Source organism: Streptomyces sp. NRRL B-1347, from assembly GCF_000720325.1.
GTDB lineage: Bacteria > Actinomycetota > Actinomycetes > Streptomycetales > Streptomycetaceae > Streptomyces.
The window spans coordinates 71,450-86,310 of sequence record NZ_JOJM01000046.1 but is presented as its reverse complement, the minus strand read 5'-3'; the positions used below and the strand labels follow the sequence as shown (position 1 = coordinate 86,310).

The window sequence follows — 14,861 nt, the reverse complement described above, 5'->3', positions numbered from 1 at the left end:
CCAACTCCGCCTGCTCCAGACCGTCGTGGCCGTCGCAGCCGAGAAGAACTCCACCCTCGTGCTGCCCTTCCCCGTCGAGCTGCTCCGGTTCCTGGAGCGCGCACAGACGGGTGCCGGGCCCGGCCCCTCGGGGCAGCCGGCGCCCCCCGCTGCCCCGCCGGAAAGCGGAGTGGAATCTTCAACCACCGGTCCCGCCACGCCCTCCGGCGGTGCCGACGCATCGGAATCCAGACAGGACTAGTCCTCACCCGCTGCCCACCACCCACTCGCGCCGGGTGTTTGCAACGGGGACCGGCGACGGGACGACTAGGCGTGACCACGCTGGGTCAACGGGCCGCGGACGCACCCGAGTTGTCGGTCGGGCGTCCGGAAGTCGACCTTGTGTGCTGCCTGTGAGGCTGGGAATAGTGGGCCGCGTCCTATTGGCATGGACGCGGCTTCACCAGGGTCGCGCCGCCATGCGCTCACGCTTTCCGGCCGCCGAGGTCCCCACACCGGAGCGGGCCGACCCCCCACAGGAGGACAAGAGTTGAAGCACCGACGCATACCCAAGCGGCGTGCCGCCGTGGCGGGCGCGGGCGTCGTCGCCCTGATCGGCGCGGCAGTCACCTTCCAGACTGCGAACGCGAGCGACGACACCCCCACCCCCACACCGGACACGCTGTCGGTGGCACAGGCCGGAAAGCTCGCCTCGTCGCTCGACAAGGAGCTGGGCGCCGACGCCGCGGGCACGTACTACGACGCCCAGGCCAAGCAGCTCGTCGTGAACGTCCTGGGCAAGGAAGCGGTGCGGACCGCCGAGTCGGCGGGCGCCAAGGCCAGAGTCGTCGAGAACTCCCTGGCCGAGCTGAAGAGCGCCCGCACCACGCTCGGCGACAAGGCGTCGATCCCCGGCACGTCCTGGGCGACCGACCCGGCCACCAACAAGGTCGTCGTGACCGCGGACCGCACGGTCAAGGGCGCCGAGCTCCAGCGCCTTGACAAGGTCGTGAAGCAGCTCGGCGGCAAGGCCGAACTCCAGCGCACCAAGGGGGAGTTCAAGCCCCTCATCGCGGGCGGCGACGCCATCTTCGGCGACAGCAGCCGCTGCTCCCTCGGCTTCAACGTGGTCAAGGACGGCGCCCCGCACTTCCTGACGGCGGGCCACTGCACGGAGGCCGTCACCAGCTGGTCCGACAAGCAGGGCGGCCCGGCCATCGGCGCGAACGCGGGCTCCAGCTTCCCCGACAACGACTACGGCATCGTCAAGTACAGCGGTGACACCGCCCACCCGAGCGAGGTCAACCTCTACAACGGCGGCACGCAGAAGATCACCAAGGCGGGCGCGGCGACCGTCGGTCAGCAGGTCCAGCGCAGCGGCTCCACCACGCAGCTGCACGACGGCAAGGTCACCGGTCTCGACGCCACCGTGAACTACGGCAACGGCGACGTCGTCAACGGCCTCATCCAGACCGACGTCTGCGCCGAGCCCGGCGACAGCGGCGGCGCCCTCTTCGCGGGCGACACCGCGCTCGGTCTGACCTCCGGCGGCAGCGGTGACTGCTCCGCCGGCGGCGAGACGTTCTTCCAGCCGGTGCCGGAGGCCCTGGAAGCCTTTGGCGCGAAAATCGGCTGACGCCTGGTTCGGTGGCCCGGAGGCCCCGGAAACCTTTCGGTTTCCGGGGCCTCCGGGTTTTTCGCGTCGGGATTAAGAAAGCAGGTTGAAGAAATCTTCCGCCCTGAATTCACAAGGGGTTACGCGCGTAGATTGCTGCATGATGTGCAGGTCGATCGGCTCGGGAGCCTTCTTAAGCAAGGTTGAGATGCTCATGCGCCTTCCATGATGAGGGTGTGTGGCGCAGATCTCAATGTGGGCAAGATGCCCGTTTAGTTCCTGTATGGGGGCCTGGAATGTTGCGCCCCTGTAAATCTCCGCAGCATTCCGGAAATGTCTTCTGTGGAGGATTTGCAAGGGCGCCGTATTGCTGGCTCTAATGATGCGCACCCCGACGCGGGAAACCTCCGCGTCCGCACGTCATCAGGAGTTGGGCAGCATGGCCGACGCGCCACGAACCGAGCCCCGCGGCCCGCTCGCGGCGGCCGTCGGCGCCTTCCGCAGGGACCGGGTCGGCCTCGCCGCGCTCGGCGTGGTGGTCTTCTTCGTGCTGCTCGCGCTCGCCGCGCCGCTCGTCGCCGCGCTCTACGGCAAGAACCCCACCGAGCACTACGGCCAGAACGAGGCGGGGCTGCTCAGCCCGGAGGGCCTGCCGGTGCTGCCCAACGGCGGCATGTCCGGCGAGTTCTGGTTCGGCCTCGAGCCGGGCCTCGGCCGGGACGTGTTCACCCAGCTCCTGTACGGCATCCGCACCTCGCTGCTCGTCGCGGGCGCCGCCATCGCCGTCATCGCGGTCCTCGGAGTCCTGCTCGGCGTGACCGTCGGCTATCTGAGCGGCCTCGTCGACCGGGTCTTCACCTTCGTCTGCAACGTCCTCCTCGCCTTCCCGACGCTGCTGCTCTTCCTCGCGCTGAGCCCCATCGTGCAGACCCGCTTCGTCGACCCCGGGGAGAACGAGCCCGCCTGGATGCAGTTCACCGTCCTGGTGCTGATCTTCGCCGCCTTCGGCTGGGTGCCCCTCGCGATGGTCCTCAGGACGACCGTGCGCTCCCTGCGCGAGCGCGAGTTCGTCGAGGCCGCGCGGGCCGTGGGCGCCTCGCGCCGCCACATCGTGCTGCGCGAGCTGCTGCCGAACGTGTGGGCGCCGGTCCTCGTGCACATCACGGTCGCCCTGCCGGGCATCGTCACCGCCGAGGCCGCCCTGTCCTTCCTCGGCGTGGGCATCAGCGAGCCCATCCCCGACTGGGGCCGCATGATCGCCCGCGGCTCCGAGGTCTTCTACGACGACCCGACCTACATGATCTTCCCCGGCGTGACGATCCTGCTCTTCGTCCTCGCCTTCAACCTGCTCGGCGACTCCGTCCGGGACGCACTCGACCCGCGCACCGGCCGCTGAGACCCGGCGCGCCCGCGCGCCACCACCGACCCGCACCATCCGCAATGGAGTTCACCATGCCCAGGATCAGTTCGCGCACCGCGGTTCCCCTCGTCGCCGCCGCTTCCGCCATGCTCGTGCTGTGCTCCTGCTCGGCCGGGGCGGGTTCCAAGAGCGACGCGGCCGCGCCCCGCAAGGAGGGCGACCTGGTCGCCGGGGTGGGCAGCGCCAAGGACAGCGCGGGCCCCGCGCCCGCCGTCGAGGGCGCCCGGAAGGGCGGCACCGTCCGCGTCGCCAACCTGCGCGACTTCTCCCACCTGGACCCGCAGAAGATCTACGCGGGAGAGGCGTACAACACCTCCCTCCTGTGGGGCCGCCAGCTCACCCAGTACCAGGTGGTCGACGGCAAGCCCAAGCTCGTCGGTGACCTCGCCACCGACATCGGCAAGGCCTCCGACGGCGGCCGCACCTGGACGTACAAGCTCAAGGACGGCATCGCCTGGGAGGACGGCAAGCCGATCACCTCGAAGCACGTCAAGTACGGCATCGAGCGCACCTTCGCGCCCGGCTTCGAGATCGGTCCGCCCTACTGGCCGCAGTGGCTCACCGGCAAGCCCGACCTCGCCCAGGCCCGCAAGGTCTACGGCGGCCCCAAGAAGGACGGCGACTTCGACCGCATCGAGACGCCCAACGACAAGACCATCGTCTTCCGCTTCCACAAGCCGCAGTCCGACGTGCCGTTCATGGCCGCCCAGTCCTCCTCCTCGCCGGTCCGCCCCGACAAGGACACCGGCACCCGCTACGACCTCAAGCCGTTCGCGTCCGGCCCCTACCGGATCGTCGAGCACAAGCAGAACCAGTCGCTGAGCCTGGAGAAGAACCCGCACTGGAAGGCGGACACCGACCCGATCCGCCACCAGTACGCCGACAAGTTCGAGTTCACCTTCGAGAAGAAGGAGCTCAACACCGCCCAGGAGATCCTCAACGGGCGCGGCGACGGCGCCGACACCGTCACCACCAAGAACGAGTTCCCGCCCGAGCTGATCGGCGAGGCGCGGCGCGACCCGAAGAAGAAGGACCTGATCGTCGACGGCCGGCGCGGCGCGTTCACGTACCACCTGATCCTCCGCAACGACCGCGTCGCCGACCCCGAGGTGCGCAAGGCCATCCACTACCTGCTGCCGCGCCAGCAGGCCCGTCAGGCCCTCGGCGGCCCGCGCGTCGGCGACCTCGCCACCACGTACTCCTCGCCCGCCATCGTCGGCTGGGAGAGCTACGACACCTACCCGGTCCGGCCCACCGGCGACATCGAGAAGGCCAAGCAGCACCTGGCCAAGGCCAAGAAGAAGGTCAAGCGCCTCGCGTACGCCTACGAGGCCACGGCCGTCAACGACCGCATGGCGCAGGTCCTCGTGGACGCCTTCGCCAAGGCGGGCATCGAGCTCGTCGCCAAGCCGCTGCCGCTGCCCGCGTTCACCAACGAGGTCCTGCGCGGCGCCGACCCGAAGTACGACCTGTGGCTGTCCGGTTCCTCCGTGGACTGGCCCACCCCGGCCACCGGCGTGCCCTACCGCTTCGACAGCCGCCGCGACTCCCTCGACAACGACCCGCGCTACAAGAACCCGGCCGTCGACAAGGAGCTCGACCGCATCGCGAAGATCGGCGACGCGACGAAGAAGGCCAAGGAGCTCATCGCCCTGGAAAAGAACACGATCATGAAGGACATGCCGGTCGTGCCGTTCCTGCACCAGCGCGTCCAGCAGGTGCGCGGGGCCAACGTCGGCGGCGCCTTCATCCACCCGATCTACGGCACCATCAGCCCCGCCTGGCTGTACCTGAAGAAGTCCTGACCCATGCTCGCCTACGTCATCCGACGGGCCCTGCAGGCGGTCGTGGTGCTCCTCGCGATCTCCGCGACCGCCTTCGCGCTCTTCTACGCGGCGCCGTCCGACCCGGCCGTCATCGCCTGCGGCCCCAAGTGCGACGCCACCCAGATCGCGGCGGTGCGCGACTCCATGGGTCTGGACGAGCCGGTCGTCGCGCAGTACGCCGACTACGTGCGCGGCCTGTTCGCGGGCCGCACCATCGCGGACGTCGACGGCACCCCGATCGCCTGCGACGCCCCCTGCCTCGGCTACTCCTACGCCCTGCACGAGCCCGTCCGCGCGGCCATCACCAGCCGCTTCCCGGTCACGCTCTCGCTGGCGGCGGGCGCGCTCGCCGTCATCCTGGTCGTCGGCGTCGGCGCGGGCTTCGTGTCCGCGCTGCGCCGCGGCAGGCCCTCCGACCGGCTCCTGTCCGCCTTCACCCTGGTCGGCGCCAGCGTGCAGATCTATTTCCTCGGCTACGCGCTCCAGTACCTGCTCGTCTACCGGACCGGCTGGTTCGCGCTGCCGGGCTACACCCCGCCCGGCGACGACCCGGGCGGCTGGCTCGCCGGGCTGCTGCTGCCCTGGCTCGTGCTCGGCTTCGTCAACGCGGCCGTCTTCGCCCGGCTCTCCCGCGCCCAGATGCTGGAGGTCATGCACGAGGGCTATGTGCGCACCGCGCGCGGCAAGGGCCTCAGCCCGCTGCGCGCCCATCTCAAGTACACCGCGCGCGGGGCCGCGGCGCCGCTGGTGCAGCTCCTCGGCCTGGAGGTGGGCGCGCTGCTCGGCGGCGCGTTCATCACCGAGACCGTCTTCGGGCTCAGCGGCGTCGGCAAGCTCGCCGTGGACGCGGTCGTCCAGAACGACCTGCCGACCGTCGTCGGCACCGTGCTGCTCGCCGCGTTCTTCGTCGTGGTGTTCGTCGCCGTCGCCGACCTCGTGGTCGCGTGGCTCGATCCGAGGGTGAGGCTCGCATGACCGCTCCAGCCGCAACGGACGCTCCCGCTCCGACGGCCGCTCCCGCGCTGCGCGTACGCGATCTGAGCGTGACGTTCACCGGGCCGCGCGGCGCCGTCACCGCCGCCGATGGCGTCTCCTTCGACCTGGCGCGCGGCGAAGTTCTCGGCCTGGTGGGGGAGTCAGGATCGGGCAAGTCCACCGTGGGCCTGGCCGCCATGGGCCTGCACGACCCGGCGCGCACCCGCGTCACCGGCAGCGTCCGGATCGGCGGCACGGAGGTCGTCGGCGCGTCCGACGCGGAGCTGCGCGCGCTGCGCGGCTCCCGGGTGGCGATGGTGTTCCAGGACGCCCTCGCCGCCCTGTCTCCCTTCCATCCGGTGGGCGCGCAGCTCGCCGAGGCCTACCGCGTCCACCACCGGAGCGCCTCGCGCGCCGAGGCCCGGGACCGGGCGGTCGACATGCTCGAACGGGTCGGCATCGCCGCCGCCCGCTCCCGCGACTACCCGCACCAGTTCTCCGGCGGCATGCGCCAGCGCGTGATGATCGCGATGGCGCTGATCAACAGCCCGGACGTGCTGATCGCGGACGAGCCCACGACGGCGCTCGACGCCCGGGTCCAGCGCCAGGTCCTCGACCTGCTCGACGAGTTGCGGCACGAGCACGGCACCGCCGTCGTCCTGGTCACCCACGATGTGGGCGTCGTCGCGCACGCCACCGACCGCGTCCTCGTCATGCGCGACAGCCAGCAGCTGGAACTGGGCCCCGCCGAGCGGGTCCTCACCGCCCCCGAGCACCCCTACACCCGCGCCCTGATCGGCGCGGCCCCCACGCTCGCCACCGTCCCGGGCACCCGCCTGCCGACGGTCGACGAGCCGGAGCCGGGGCCGCGCACGACGGCCCGGGCGCTTGTGGCGCCGCCCGAGCGGCCGATCGCCGAAGTCGCGGACCTGCACGTCGAGTTCGGCGGCGGCCGCACCCTGCTCGGGCGGCGCCGCGAGCCTGCCCGCGCGGTGCGCGGCGTCAGCCTCCAGGTGCGCGATGGCGAGACCCTCGGCCTGGTCGGCGAGTCGGGATCCGGTAAGTCCACCACGGCCCGGGTGCTCGCCGGGCTCCAGCGGCCGACCGCGGGCGAGGTCCGCTTCGCAGGGCGTGACATCTCCGGCGCCGCCGGGTCCGCCGCGCTGCGCCGCGAGCTCAGCCGCGAGGTGCAGATGGTCTTCCAGGACCCGTACGCCTCGCTGAACCCGCGGCGCACCGTGCAGGAGATCGTCACCACGCCGCTGCGGGTGCACACCCGGGCCGACGCGGCCGAGCGGCGCGAGCGCGCCGCGGAACTCCTCGAACAGGTCGGCCTGTCCGCGGACCACCTGGACCGCTACCCGCACGAATTCTCCGGCGGCCAGCGCCAGCGCATCGGCATCGCCCGCGCGCTCGCCCTGCGCCCCCGGCTGATCATCGCGGACGAGCCGGTCTCCGCGCTCGACGTGTCCGTGCAGGCGCAGGTCCTGAACCTGCTGATGGACCTGCGCGACGAGCTGGGCCTCTCGCTCCTGTTCGTCTCGCACGACCTGGCCGTCGTACGGCACTTCTGCGACCGGGTCGCGGTCATGCGGCACGGCGCCCTCGTCGAGACCGGCACCCGCGACGAGGTCTTCGACCGGCCGAGCGCCGCGTACACCCGCGAGCTGCTCGCCGCCGTGGTCTGACCGGCCCGGTACGTCCCGGACCACCGTCCCGTGGAGGGGGCGGGACGGTGGACCGGGTCACGAAAGGCGGTGCCCCGCCCCCCGGTGAGGGGGAGCGGGGCACCGCCCTTTCGCGTACCGGGATCAGCAGGTGCCCGCCGGGCGGGCCCGGGTCACCAGGTCCGTGTGGCCCGTCGTGCCGTCGATCCACACCACGCGCTTGCCGGTGTCGGCGGCGTGGCCGGTCTGCTCACCGCGGTTGCAGGAGACCCGCTTCAGGCCCTTGCCGTCCAGGTCGGTCTGGACGAGCTTGGTGAGGTTGCCGTTGCTCCAGCCGCGCTGCGGCCGCCACTGGGTGAGGGTCACCGCGGAGTCCGAGGCGTCCACGTTCCAGAAGTACGCGCCGGCCGAGTTCTCGGGGATGACGTCCGTCAGGCCGGTGCCGTCGAGGTTGGCGCGCCGCAGGCCCATGCGGTTGTCGTCGGCGATGTCGTCGACCAGCCAGTACAGGTACGTGCCGTTGATCGCGGGGGTCGCGACGCCGAGGTGGGCGCCCTTGGCCGGGACCAGGGTCTGCTTGCCGCTCTTGACGTCAGTGATCTCCGTGGAGACCTGCTGTTGGCCGTCCTGGTCGACGTACACCTTCGCGTAGCCGAGCTTGTCGCCGCTGAGGGTGGGCAGGGCGGTGACCACGTCGTAGCGGCCGCCGTCCACGAACACCGGCTCGCGCTCGCCCTTGCGCAGGTACGCGACCCGCTGCTGGCCGTGCGGGCTGGACTCCTGCCAGGTCACGGTGGAGCCCGAGACGTGCACGTTGGCGACGGTGGTGCCCGCCGACCACAGCTTCTTGACCGGGCCGCCGGTCAGCGGCCGGGACAGGACCTCGACGCTGGTGGGGCCGTACGCCACCCACGCCACGGTCCTGCCGTCGGTGTCCGGGTAGACGTGGTAGCGCCCGTCGTTGGGGCTGATCAGCTTCTTCGTGCCCTTGCCGTCGGTGCGGCCCGCCCAGACCGAGAAGGCCTCCTGGCCCTCGTCGTCGGACTTCGACGCGGCCCACCAGCCGCCGCCCGCGCCCGCGCCGGTGTTCGGCAGCCTGCCGCCGACGCGGGTGGCGTTCACGTCGCCGAGCAGCTTGTCGGAGTCGGCGCCGATGGCCTTCTCCCAGCCCTTGGTGATGCCGTGCGCGTCGAAGGACCGGTTCACGGACCGCAGCTTCGCGCCCTTGACCCCGAGGTCCTTGGCCGCGGCGACCACCGCGTTGCGGGCGTCGGTGTAGCCGTCGAGCGGCGTCAGGTACTCGGCGAGCGCCTTGTAGACGATCCGGTCGGCCAGGGTGCCGCCGAGGTCCTCACGGATGTCCCACAGGGCGCCCGAGAAGATCGTCGAGTTGAGGTGCACACCGCCGCTGTCGGTGCCGATGGTGACGCCGAGGAAGTCCTTGGCGGTAGTTCGCCCGTCGCCCAGGTTGCGGAACGCGCAGTCCTCGGGCGCCTTGGTGCGGCACAGGTCCTCACCGATGAGGGCGGCCTTCGGGTCGCTCATCGGGGTCTTGGACGCGTTGACGTCGATGGCGTTGCCGAAGTAGTCGGCGACCGCCTCGTTCAGGGCGCCGGACTGGCCGACGTAGACGAGGCCCGCGGTGTGCTCGACGACGCCGTGCGTCATCTCGTGGCCCACCACGTCCAGGTCGGCGGAGAGGGTCTTGGTCTCCTCGTCGCCGCCGCCGTACACCATCTTCTGGCCGTCCCAGAAGGCGTTGACGAACGGGAACCCGCCGTCGGTCACGCCCACCAGGGAGTTGATGGCCATGCCCTTGCCGTCGAGGCTGTCGCGGCCGTGCTTCTGCTTGTAGTAGTCGTAGACCTGCCCGGCCGCCCAGTGCGCGTCGACGGCCCCCGACTCGGTGGCGTCCTTGCCGAACTCCTTGGTCTTGGAGGCCACTTCGGAGATGCCGCTCGGCCACTTGCCCGACGCGTCGTTGGCGTCGACACCGCGCGCGTCCCAGGTGGTCAGGGCGTTCTTGCTGCCGCCCCACTGGTGGCGGTAGTCACGCAGCCGGTAGGAGCCGGAGGCCGCGTCCTGGGTCAGGTCGAGGTCGACCTTCTTGCCGTCGAGCTTGACGCCGCTGCCCGTCGTGCCGGGGAAGTCGGCGTCGTCGGCGATGGACTGGATGCCCGAGTACTGGAGTACCGGGAAGCCGGAGGCGGTGTCGACGTACACCTCCTGCTTGACCGGCGCGCCGCTCACCGGGTCGGTGCCGGTGACGGTGACGTGGTACGTCAGGACGCCCTTGCCCTGGGGCAGGACGACCAGGCCGTGCGAGGAGCCGGACAGCGGGGTGCCGCCCTTGGCGGTGCGCTTCTTCGCCTTGGCGTTCGCCTTGGCGCCGGCCGACTTGGGGGACAGCTTGGTCAGGCTGCCCGTGCGGCCGTCACCGGCGGCGGCCGCCGCGACGGCCCGCGCGACCGCCGTCTTCTCCGCGACCCGCGCCTTCGTCCCCACGGTCAGACCCGTGAAGTACTTGCCGGAGGTGCCGGTGACGACCCGGTCGCCGTCCTTCTTCTCCATCCGCACCAGGTACTGGCCGCCGAGGACCGGCACGCCGCGGTGCTTCTGCTGGAAGCGGACCGTTTCGTCGTCGCCCTGCTTCAGCGTCTGCTCGGCCGTCAGGTCCCGTGCCGGGTCGGCGATCCCGTAGCGGTCCTTCTTGGCCGCGAGGTGGCCGCGGGCCGCCGTTGCCGGGCTGCCCGAGTCCTTGGCGGCCTCCTCGATCCCGTCCACCAGGGCCGGGGTCCTGGTGCCCGCGCCCGGGACGACCTCGGTGGCCGGTCCCGGGGGCGTCTCGTCGGCGGCCTGCGCCGCCGGGACGCCGGACGCGAGCAGCGCCGCCGCCCCCAGGAGCGCGGCGCCCCCGGATATTCGGGCCCGTCTGTGTGACTTGCTCATGTTCCCCTCCACACGCCGAAAAGGCGCACGTCAACCGAGCGCACGTCATGTACGTGCGCTAGCCATGCAAGTCGTTGCCCGAGTGTTGATCAAGGAATAACTACGGGTCACAAGTGGGGCCGCACACTTGTGTGCACCCAGGGGCGGGGTGAGACTTCCCGTCATGACCATGGTGGGGAGCGGCAAGGGGAGCGCGCTGCGCGACCTGGGCCTGGGGGAGTCGGACGAGCGGGTGTACGGGGCGCTGCTGCGGCGCAGGGCCGCCGCGGCCCTGGACGCGGAGCAGCTGCGGCGGGAACTGGGGATCACCCGCGGCGAGTTGGAGGGGTCGCTCGCGCGGCTGCGGGAGCACGGCTTCACCCTGCCGGAGCCGGACGCCGCGCCCGGCGCGGGCCGCCCGCGGGCCGCGCTGCCGCGCCCGGTGCCGCCCGCGCCCGCCGTACGCGCCCTGATCCGCCGAAGACAGGCGGAACTGCACTACCGGGCGGCGGAGTTGGAGCGCCTCCGCCGGGAGGCCGACGAGATCGCCGAGCACCTGGCGCCGGACCCGGCGGGCGCGCCCGGCGCCGTCGCGGCGGTCGAGACGGTCAGAGGGGCGGCCGCGGTCCGCCGCCGCGTCGACCATCTGCTGGCCCACGCCGAGCGGCAGGTGCTGATCCTGGACCGGCCGCCGGGCCTGGACTCCTGGACGGCGGCCGGCGCGGACTCCCGGGCGGCGGACGGCGCGGCCCCCGGCGCGGGCGTCGCGGCGCTCCTGGAGCGCGGGGTCGCGGTGCGGGCGGTCCTCACCCGCGCGGGCGCCGCGCCGCCCGGCCTGCTCAGTCCGCTCGCCCCGCTCCTGGAGCGGGGCCTGGAGGTGCGGACGGCGGCGCATCTGCCCACCGGGCTCGTCGCCGTGGACGGCCGCGCCGCACTGCTCCTGCCCGCGGGGGATGCCGAGGGGGACGGCACGGCCGTGGTGGTGCGCGGCACGCTGGCGCGCCAGGTCTTCGGCCCGCTCTTCGAGGCGCACTGGGAGCGGGCCCTGCCGCTCGGCGGTGCCGCGCGGCGCCCGCCCGAGGAGCACCGCGACCTGCTCCGGCTGCTCGCCGGGGGGCTCAAGGACGAGGCGATCGCCCGCCGCCTCGGCGTCCACGTGCACACCGCGCGCCGCCGGATCAGCCGCCTGCTCGACGACCTGGACGCCGACACCCGGTTCCAGGCGGGCGCCCAGGCGGCGCTGCGGGGCTGGCTCGCGGGTCCGTGACCGCATGAGCCCCGCCGCGCGGGGAACTCGTCCCGGCGTGACGGGGCTGCGGAAGGCACGGCGGCCGTGGGGGCCGCGGTGGGCGGCGCCGCCTCGGAAGGCTCAGACGGCTCAGGCGCCTCAGAAGGCTCAGAAGGCGAAGACCTGCCCCTGGCCGATGGTCAGCGCGCAGGGGTTGGCGAAGGTGTGCTCGTACGAGACCCGGCGGCCCTCCCACACGCCCTGGGCGGTGACGACGATCGGGTTCCACTCCTTGGTGCAGGGGCGCGACGACGACTTCTTGGTCACGGCGTCGAACTTGCCGCCCACCGAGCGCAGTTGGTCGCACGCGGCGGCCGCGTCGGGGTGGCTGCCGACGCCGCCGGAGGAGCAGCCGAGCGTCACCGCGCGCTGGATGCTCGCGGTCTCGGCCTTGTCGCCGTAGCCGATGGTGAGCACCAGCTCGGAGGGCGCGTAACCCCGGGCCCCGGTGGGCTCGGGCGCGGGACCGGCCATGGCCGACGTGGTCAGGCCGCCGAGCGCGAGGGCGGCGCCCAGCGCGATCCCTCCAGTGATGTACCGCATTTCGAACACTCCCTTGCTTGATTTCCCGAATAACGAACGGAACCGGAAGCGAGTCTTGCTCAGGGCGCCACTGAAAGCACATCGGGCACTTACTTTCAGTCGTTAGTTGAGAACTGAGGGTAGTGGCGTGAAGTGGTGTGCCACGACGGGCGCGCCGGGGCGCCGGGCACCCCGTGTGACCGGCGGGGAGTGGGCATTGGGGTGGAATCTCCCGATCGCCGGAAAGCGGGGCGCATGGCTGCGAATGGGTGGTCTGCGTCGCGCCGCGCGCCCCGCCGAGGGGGAGGGATTGGCCGGAGGGTGCTCCTCGAACACGTCTGCTGGCGGGGGCCGATCGGCCGTCGGCCCCGCCCTCAGCGCTTGGGCCAGTACCAGAGGGGCTCGTCTAGCATGCTGTCGCGGCCCGCCACCTCGGTCTGGCCCGACTCCTTGAACAGCTCTATGGAGTTGACGTCCGTGCGGTGGCTGCGGGCGCCCTCGGCGATCGCGTCCGCGAGGTCCTGCGCATGGGTGACCAGGACGACCTGGGTGTCCTTGGCGGCCGTCAGGATCAGCTCCGCGAGGGGGCGCAGGAGGTCGGGGTGGAGGCTGGTCTCCGGCTCGTTCAGAACGAGCAGCGCGGGCGGCCGGGGCGTCAGGAGCGCGGCGGTCCACAGCAGATAGCGCAGCGTGCCGTCGGACAGCTCGGCCGGGCCGAGCGGGCGGCGCAGTCCGCGCTGGTGCAGCTGGATCTCGAACCGCCCGCCGTTGTCGGCGATCCGCACCCGGCTGCCCGGGAAGGCGGCGTCCACGGCGGCGTCCAGGGCCTCGTCGTCACCGGTCTCGCGGATGGTCTGGAGTGCGGCCGCGAGGTCGGCGCCGTCGTGGGCGAGCACCGGGGTGCGGGTGCCGACGCGGGCCGCGCGGGCGGGCGCTTCGGCGTCCGTGCGGACGTGGTCGTAGAACCGCCAGGAGCGGATCAGCTCGCGCAGCCTGAGCAGGTCGGGCGCGAGCTGGGGGTCCGCGAACTCGCTCAGCATGCTGTCGTACGGGCGGATGCCCTGGGAGCGGTGCCAGCCGCCGTCGGCCGTGCGGGTGCGCACGGCCGGGCCCGCGCGGTCGCAGAGCAGCGCGGCGGGGCGAAGCACCGGCCCCGCCCAGGTGCACTCCCGCTTGACCTCCGGGTCGAGGGCGAACATGGACGGGCCGCCGCCCGGCTGCGCACCGCTCGACTGGGGGACGCCGAAGTCCACCGCGTACCCGAACTCGTCACCGGCGAAGCCGAGCCGCAGGCCCGCGGGCTCCTGCTTCCTGTCGCCCGCCCAGACGGCGGAGGGGAGGCCGCCCTCCCGGGCGAGCGCCGTGACGGCACCGCCCTGGCCCGCGTCGGCCAGCAGGCGCAGGGCGCGGTACAGGCTGGACTTGCCGCTGCCGTTCGCTCCCGTGATCACGTTCAGTCCGGACAGGGGGACGATCAGTTTGCGGAGCGAGCGGTAGTTCTCGACAGCGAGTGTGCGGATCATGCCCTTCAGCGTCGCAGGTGGGTCTGACACCCGGGAGCTTTACCCCCTTCCTTCCCTTTGCTGCCGCTTCGCGGCTCGCCCTCAGACGCCGGACAGGCGCTTCCCGCGCAGCTTCGCCACCGCGAGGGTGATCACGGTCCCGGCCACCGCCCACGCGGAGAGGACCAGGAGCGGTCCGGTCACCGCGTTGCCCTTGAAGTACGCGATCGAGCGGGCGACCCAGGTGCCCGCGCCCGGGGGCAGCGCGGGGCCGATCGCCTCCCAGAACGGGGGCAGCATCGGCAGCGGGAAGGCGCCGCCCGCGCTCGGGTTGCCCGCGACCACGATGAGCAGGACCGCCAGGCCGATGCCGACGATGCCGGTGAGCGCCTCCAGGGCGAGGGTGATCGCGCCGACCGCGAAGGTGAGCAGTGCGCCGAGGCCCCACAGGGCCAGGACCGAGCCGGGCAGAGCGCCCAGGACCGGGCCGACGATGACCGCGCCGCCGATGCCGCCCGCGATCGAGAGCAGGGCCATGGCGCCGAGCCTGATCGCCGCGCGCTGCGGGGTCGCGGGCCGGGAGCCCGCGCTGATCGACATGATCGACGCGCACAGATAGCCGCCGACGCACCAGCCGACGACCAGGTAGAAGGACGACAGGCCGTTGAAGTCCTGGGCCGACGCCGGGGCCACGTCCACGGTCTTCACGGTGCGCTTCTCGGCGCCCGCGACCTGGGTGCTGATCATCTCCAGGGCGTTGGCGAGCGCCTTGCCGCCGCCGGAGGCGACCAGGAGGGTGTCGTTCGTGCCCTGGGGGTCGACGACCAGGGCCCCGTCGATCTTCCGGTCCATGATCTGCTTCCGGGCCGCGGCCGCGTCCTTGACCACGCGCGGGTCGAGCGGCTTCCCGGGGAGCCGGGCCAGCTGGTCCTTGGTCTGCTCGGCCGCGGGGCCGGGCGCGACGACTCCGAAGGGCACGTCCGTCGGCTTCGGGTGGTGCAGCGCCCCCACGTAGGAGGTGATGAACAGCAGCTGCAGGGCCAGGACGCCGATGACGAGCAGGGCTGCTCGCGGGGTGACGGCGCTCTTCAACTCGTCGGCGAAGGTCATGCCCCCACGCTCCGAGGCGCTCGCGGGGC

General features: G+C 72.3%; 10 protein-coding genes and 1 pseudogene. 7 read left to right on the top strand and 4 right to left on the bottom strand.

The window, feature by feature from the left end:
• The 6 genes and pseudogenes from IG74_RS53635 to IG74_RS0131035 form a co-directional block, all read left to right on the top strand.
• A pseudogene (locus IG74_RS53635) lies at positions 1 to 241 on the top strand (slipin family protein); the annotation flags it as partial.
• Between the two features lie 288 nt (positions 242 to 529).
• Positions 530 to 1,615, top strand: coding sequence for a S1 family peptidase (locus IG74_RS0131060; RefSeq protein WP_030684147.1), 1,086 nt, complete (start codon positions 530 to 532; stop codon positions 1,613 to 1,615).
• 418 nt (positions 1,616 to 2,033) lie between these two features.
• Positions 2,034 to 2,990, top strand: a complete 957-nt coding sequence (locus tag IG74_RS0131050; protein WP_234334509.1) for an ABC transporter permease — start codon at positions 2,034 to 2,036, stop codon at positions 2,988 to 2,990.
• 56 nt (positions 2,991 to 3,046) lie between these two features.
• The gene (locus IG74_RS0131045) at positions 3,047 to 4,819 is read left to right on the top strand and encodes an ABC transporter substrate-binding protein (protein WP_051855703.1); all 1,773 of its coding nucleotides are present in this window, start codon (positions 3,047 to 3,049) and stop codon (positions 4,817 to 4,819) included.
• Positions 4,820 to 4,822: 3 nt separating this feature from the next.
• Positions 4,823 to 5,815, top strand: a complete 993-nt coding sequence (locus IG74_RS0131040) for an ABC transporter permease (RefSeq protein WP_030684142.1) — start codon at positions 4,823 to 4,825, stop codon at positions 5,813 to 5,815.
• Positions 5,812 to 7,503 carry a dipeptide ABC transporter ATP-binding protein gene (locus IG74_RS0131035; RefSeq protein ID WP_051855701.1) on the top strand — a complete coding sequence of 564 codons (1,692 nt, stop codon included), beginning with the start codon at positions 5,812 to 5,814 and terminating at the stop codon, positions 7,501 to 7,503. The genes IG74_RS0131040 and IG74_RS0131035 overlap by 4 nt, the downstream gene beginning before the upstream one ends.
• Before the next feature lie 123 nt (positions 7,504 to 7,626).
• On the opposite strand, the gene IG74_RS0131030 is transcribed toward IG74_RS0131035, so the two are convergent.
• Positions 7,627 to 10,431, bottom strand: a complete 2,805-nt coding sequence (locus IG74_RS0131030; RefSeq protein WP_037826314.1) for a M4 family metallopeptidase — start codon at positions 10,429 to 10,431, stop codon at positions 7,627 to 7,629.
• 163 nt (positions 10,432 to 10,594) lie between these two features.
• On the opposite strand from IG74_RS0131030, the gene IG74_RS0131025 reads away from it, so the two are divergent.
• Complete coding sequence (locus IG74_RS0131025; protein ID WP_234334508.1) at positions 10,595 to 11,677, top strand: hypothetical protein; 1,083 nt, start codon at positions 10,595 to 10,597, stop codon at positions 11,675 to 11,677.
• A gap of 129 nt (positions 11,678 to 11,806) precedes the next feature.
• Here the strand turns inward: IG74_RS0131025 and IG74_RS0131020 are convergent, their stop codons facing one another.
• The 3 genes from IG74_RS0131020 to IG74_RS0131010 all read right to left on the bottom strand — a co-directional run bounded on the left by IG74_RS0131020 (position 11,807) and on the right by IG74_RS0131010 (position 14,832).
• Positions 11,807 to 12,241: a subtilase-type protease inhibitor gene (locus tag IG74_RS0131020; RefSeq protein ID WP_030684136.1), complete on the bottom strand. Its 435-nt coding sequence runs from the start codon at positions 12,239 to 12,241 to the stop codon at positions 11,807 to 11,809.
• 353 nt (positions 12,242 to 12,594) lie between these two features.
• Positions 12,595 to 13,743 carry an AAA family ATPase gene (locus tag IG74_RS0131015; RefSeq protein WP_030684135.1) on the bottom strand — a complete coding sequence of 383 codons (1,149 nt, stop codon included), beginning with the start codon at positions 13,741 to 13,743 and terminating at the stop codon, positions 12,595 to 12,597.
• An 81-nt stretch (positions 13,744 to 13,824) separates the two neighbouring features.
• Entirely contained in the window at positions 13,825 to 14,832 is a 1,008-nt protein-coding gene (locus tag IG74_RS0131010; protein WP_037826313.1) for a membrane protein, read from the bottom strand.
• Positions 14,833 to 14,861 lie beyond the last annotated feature (29 nt).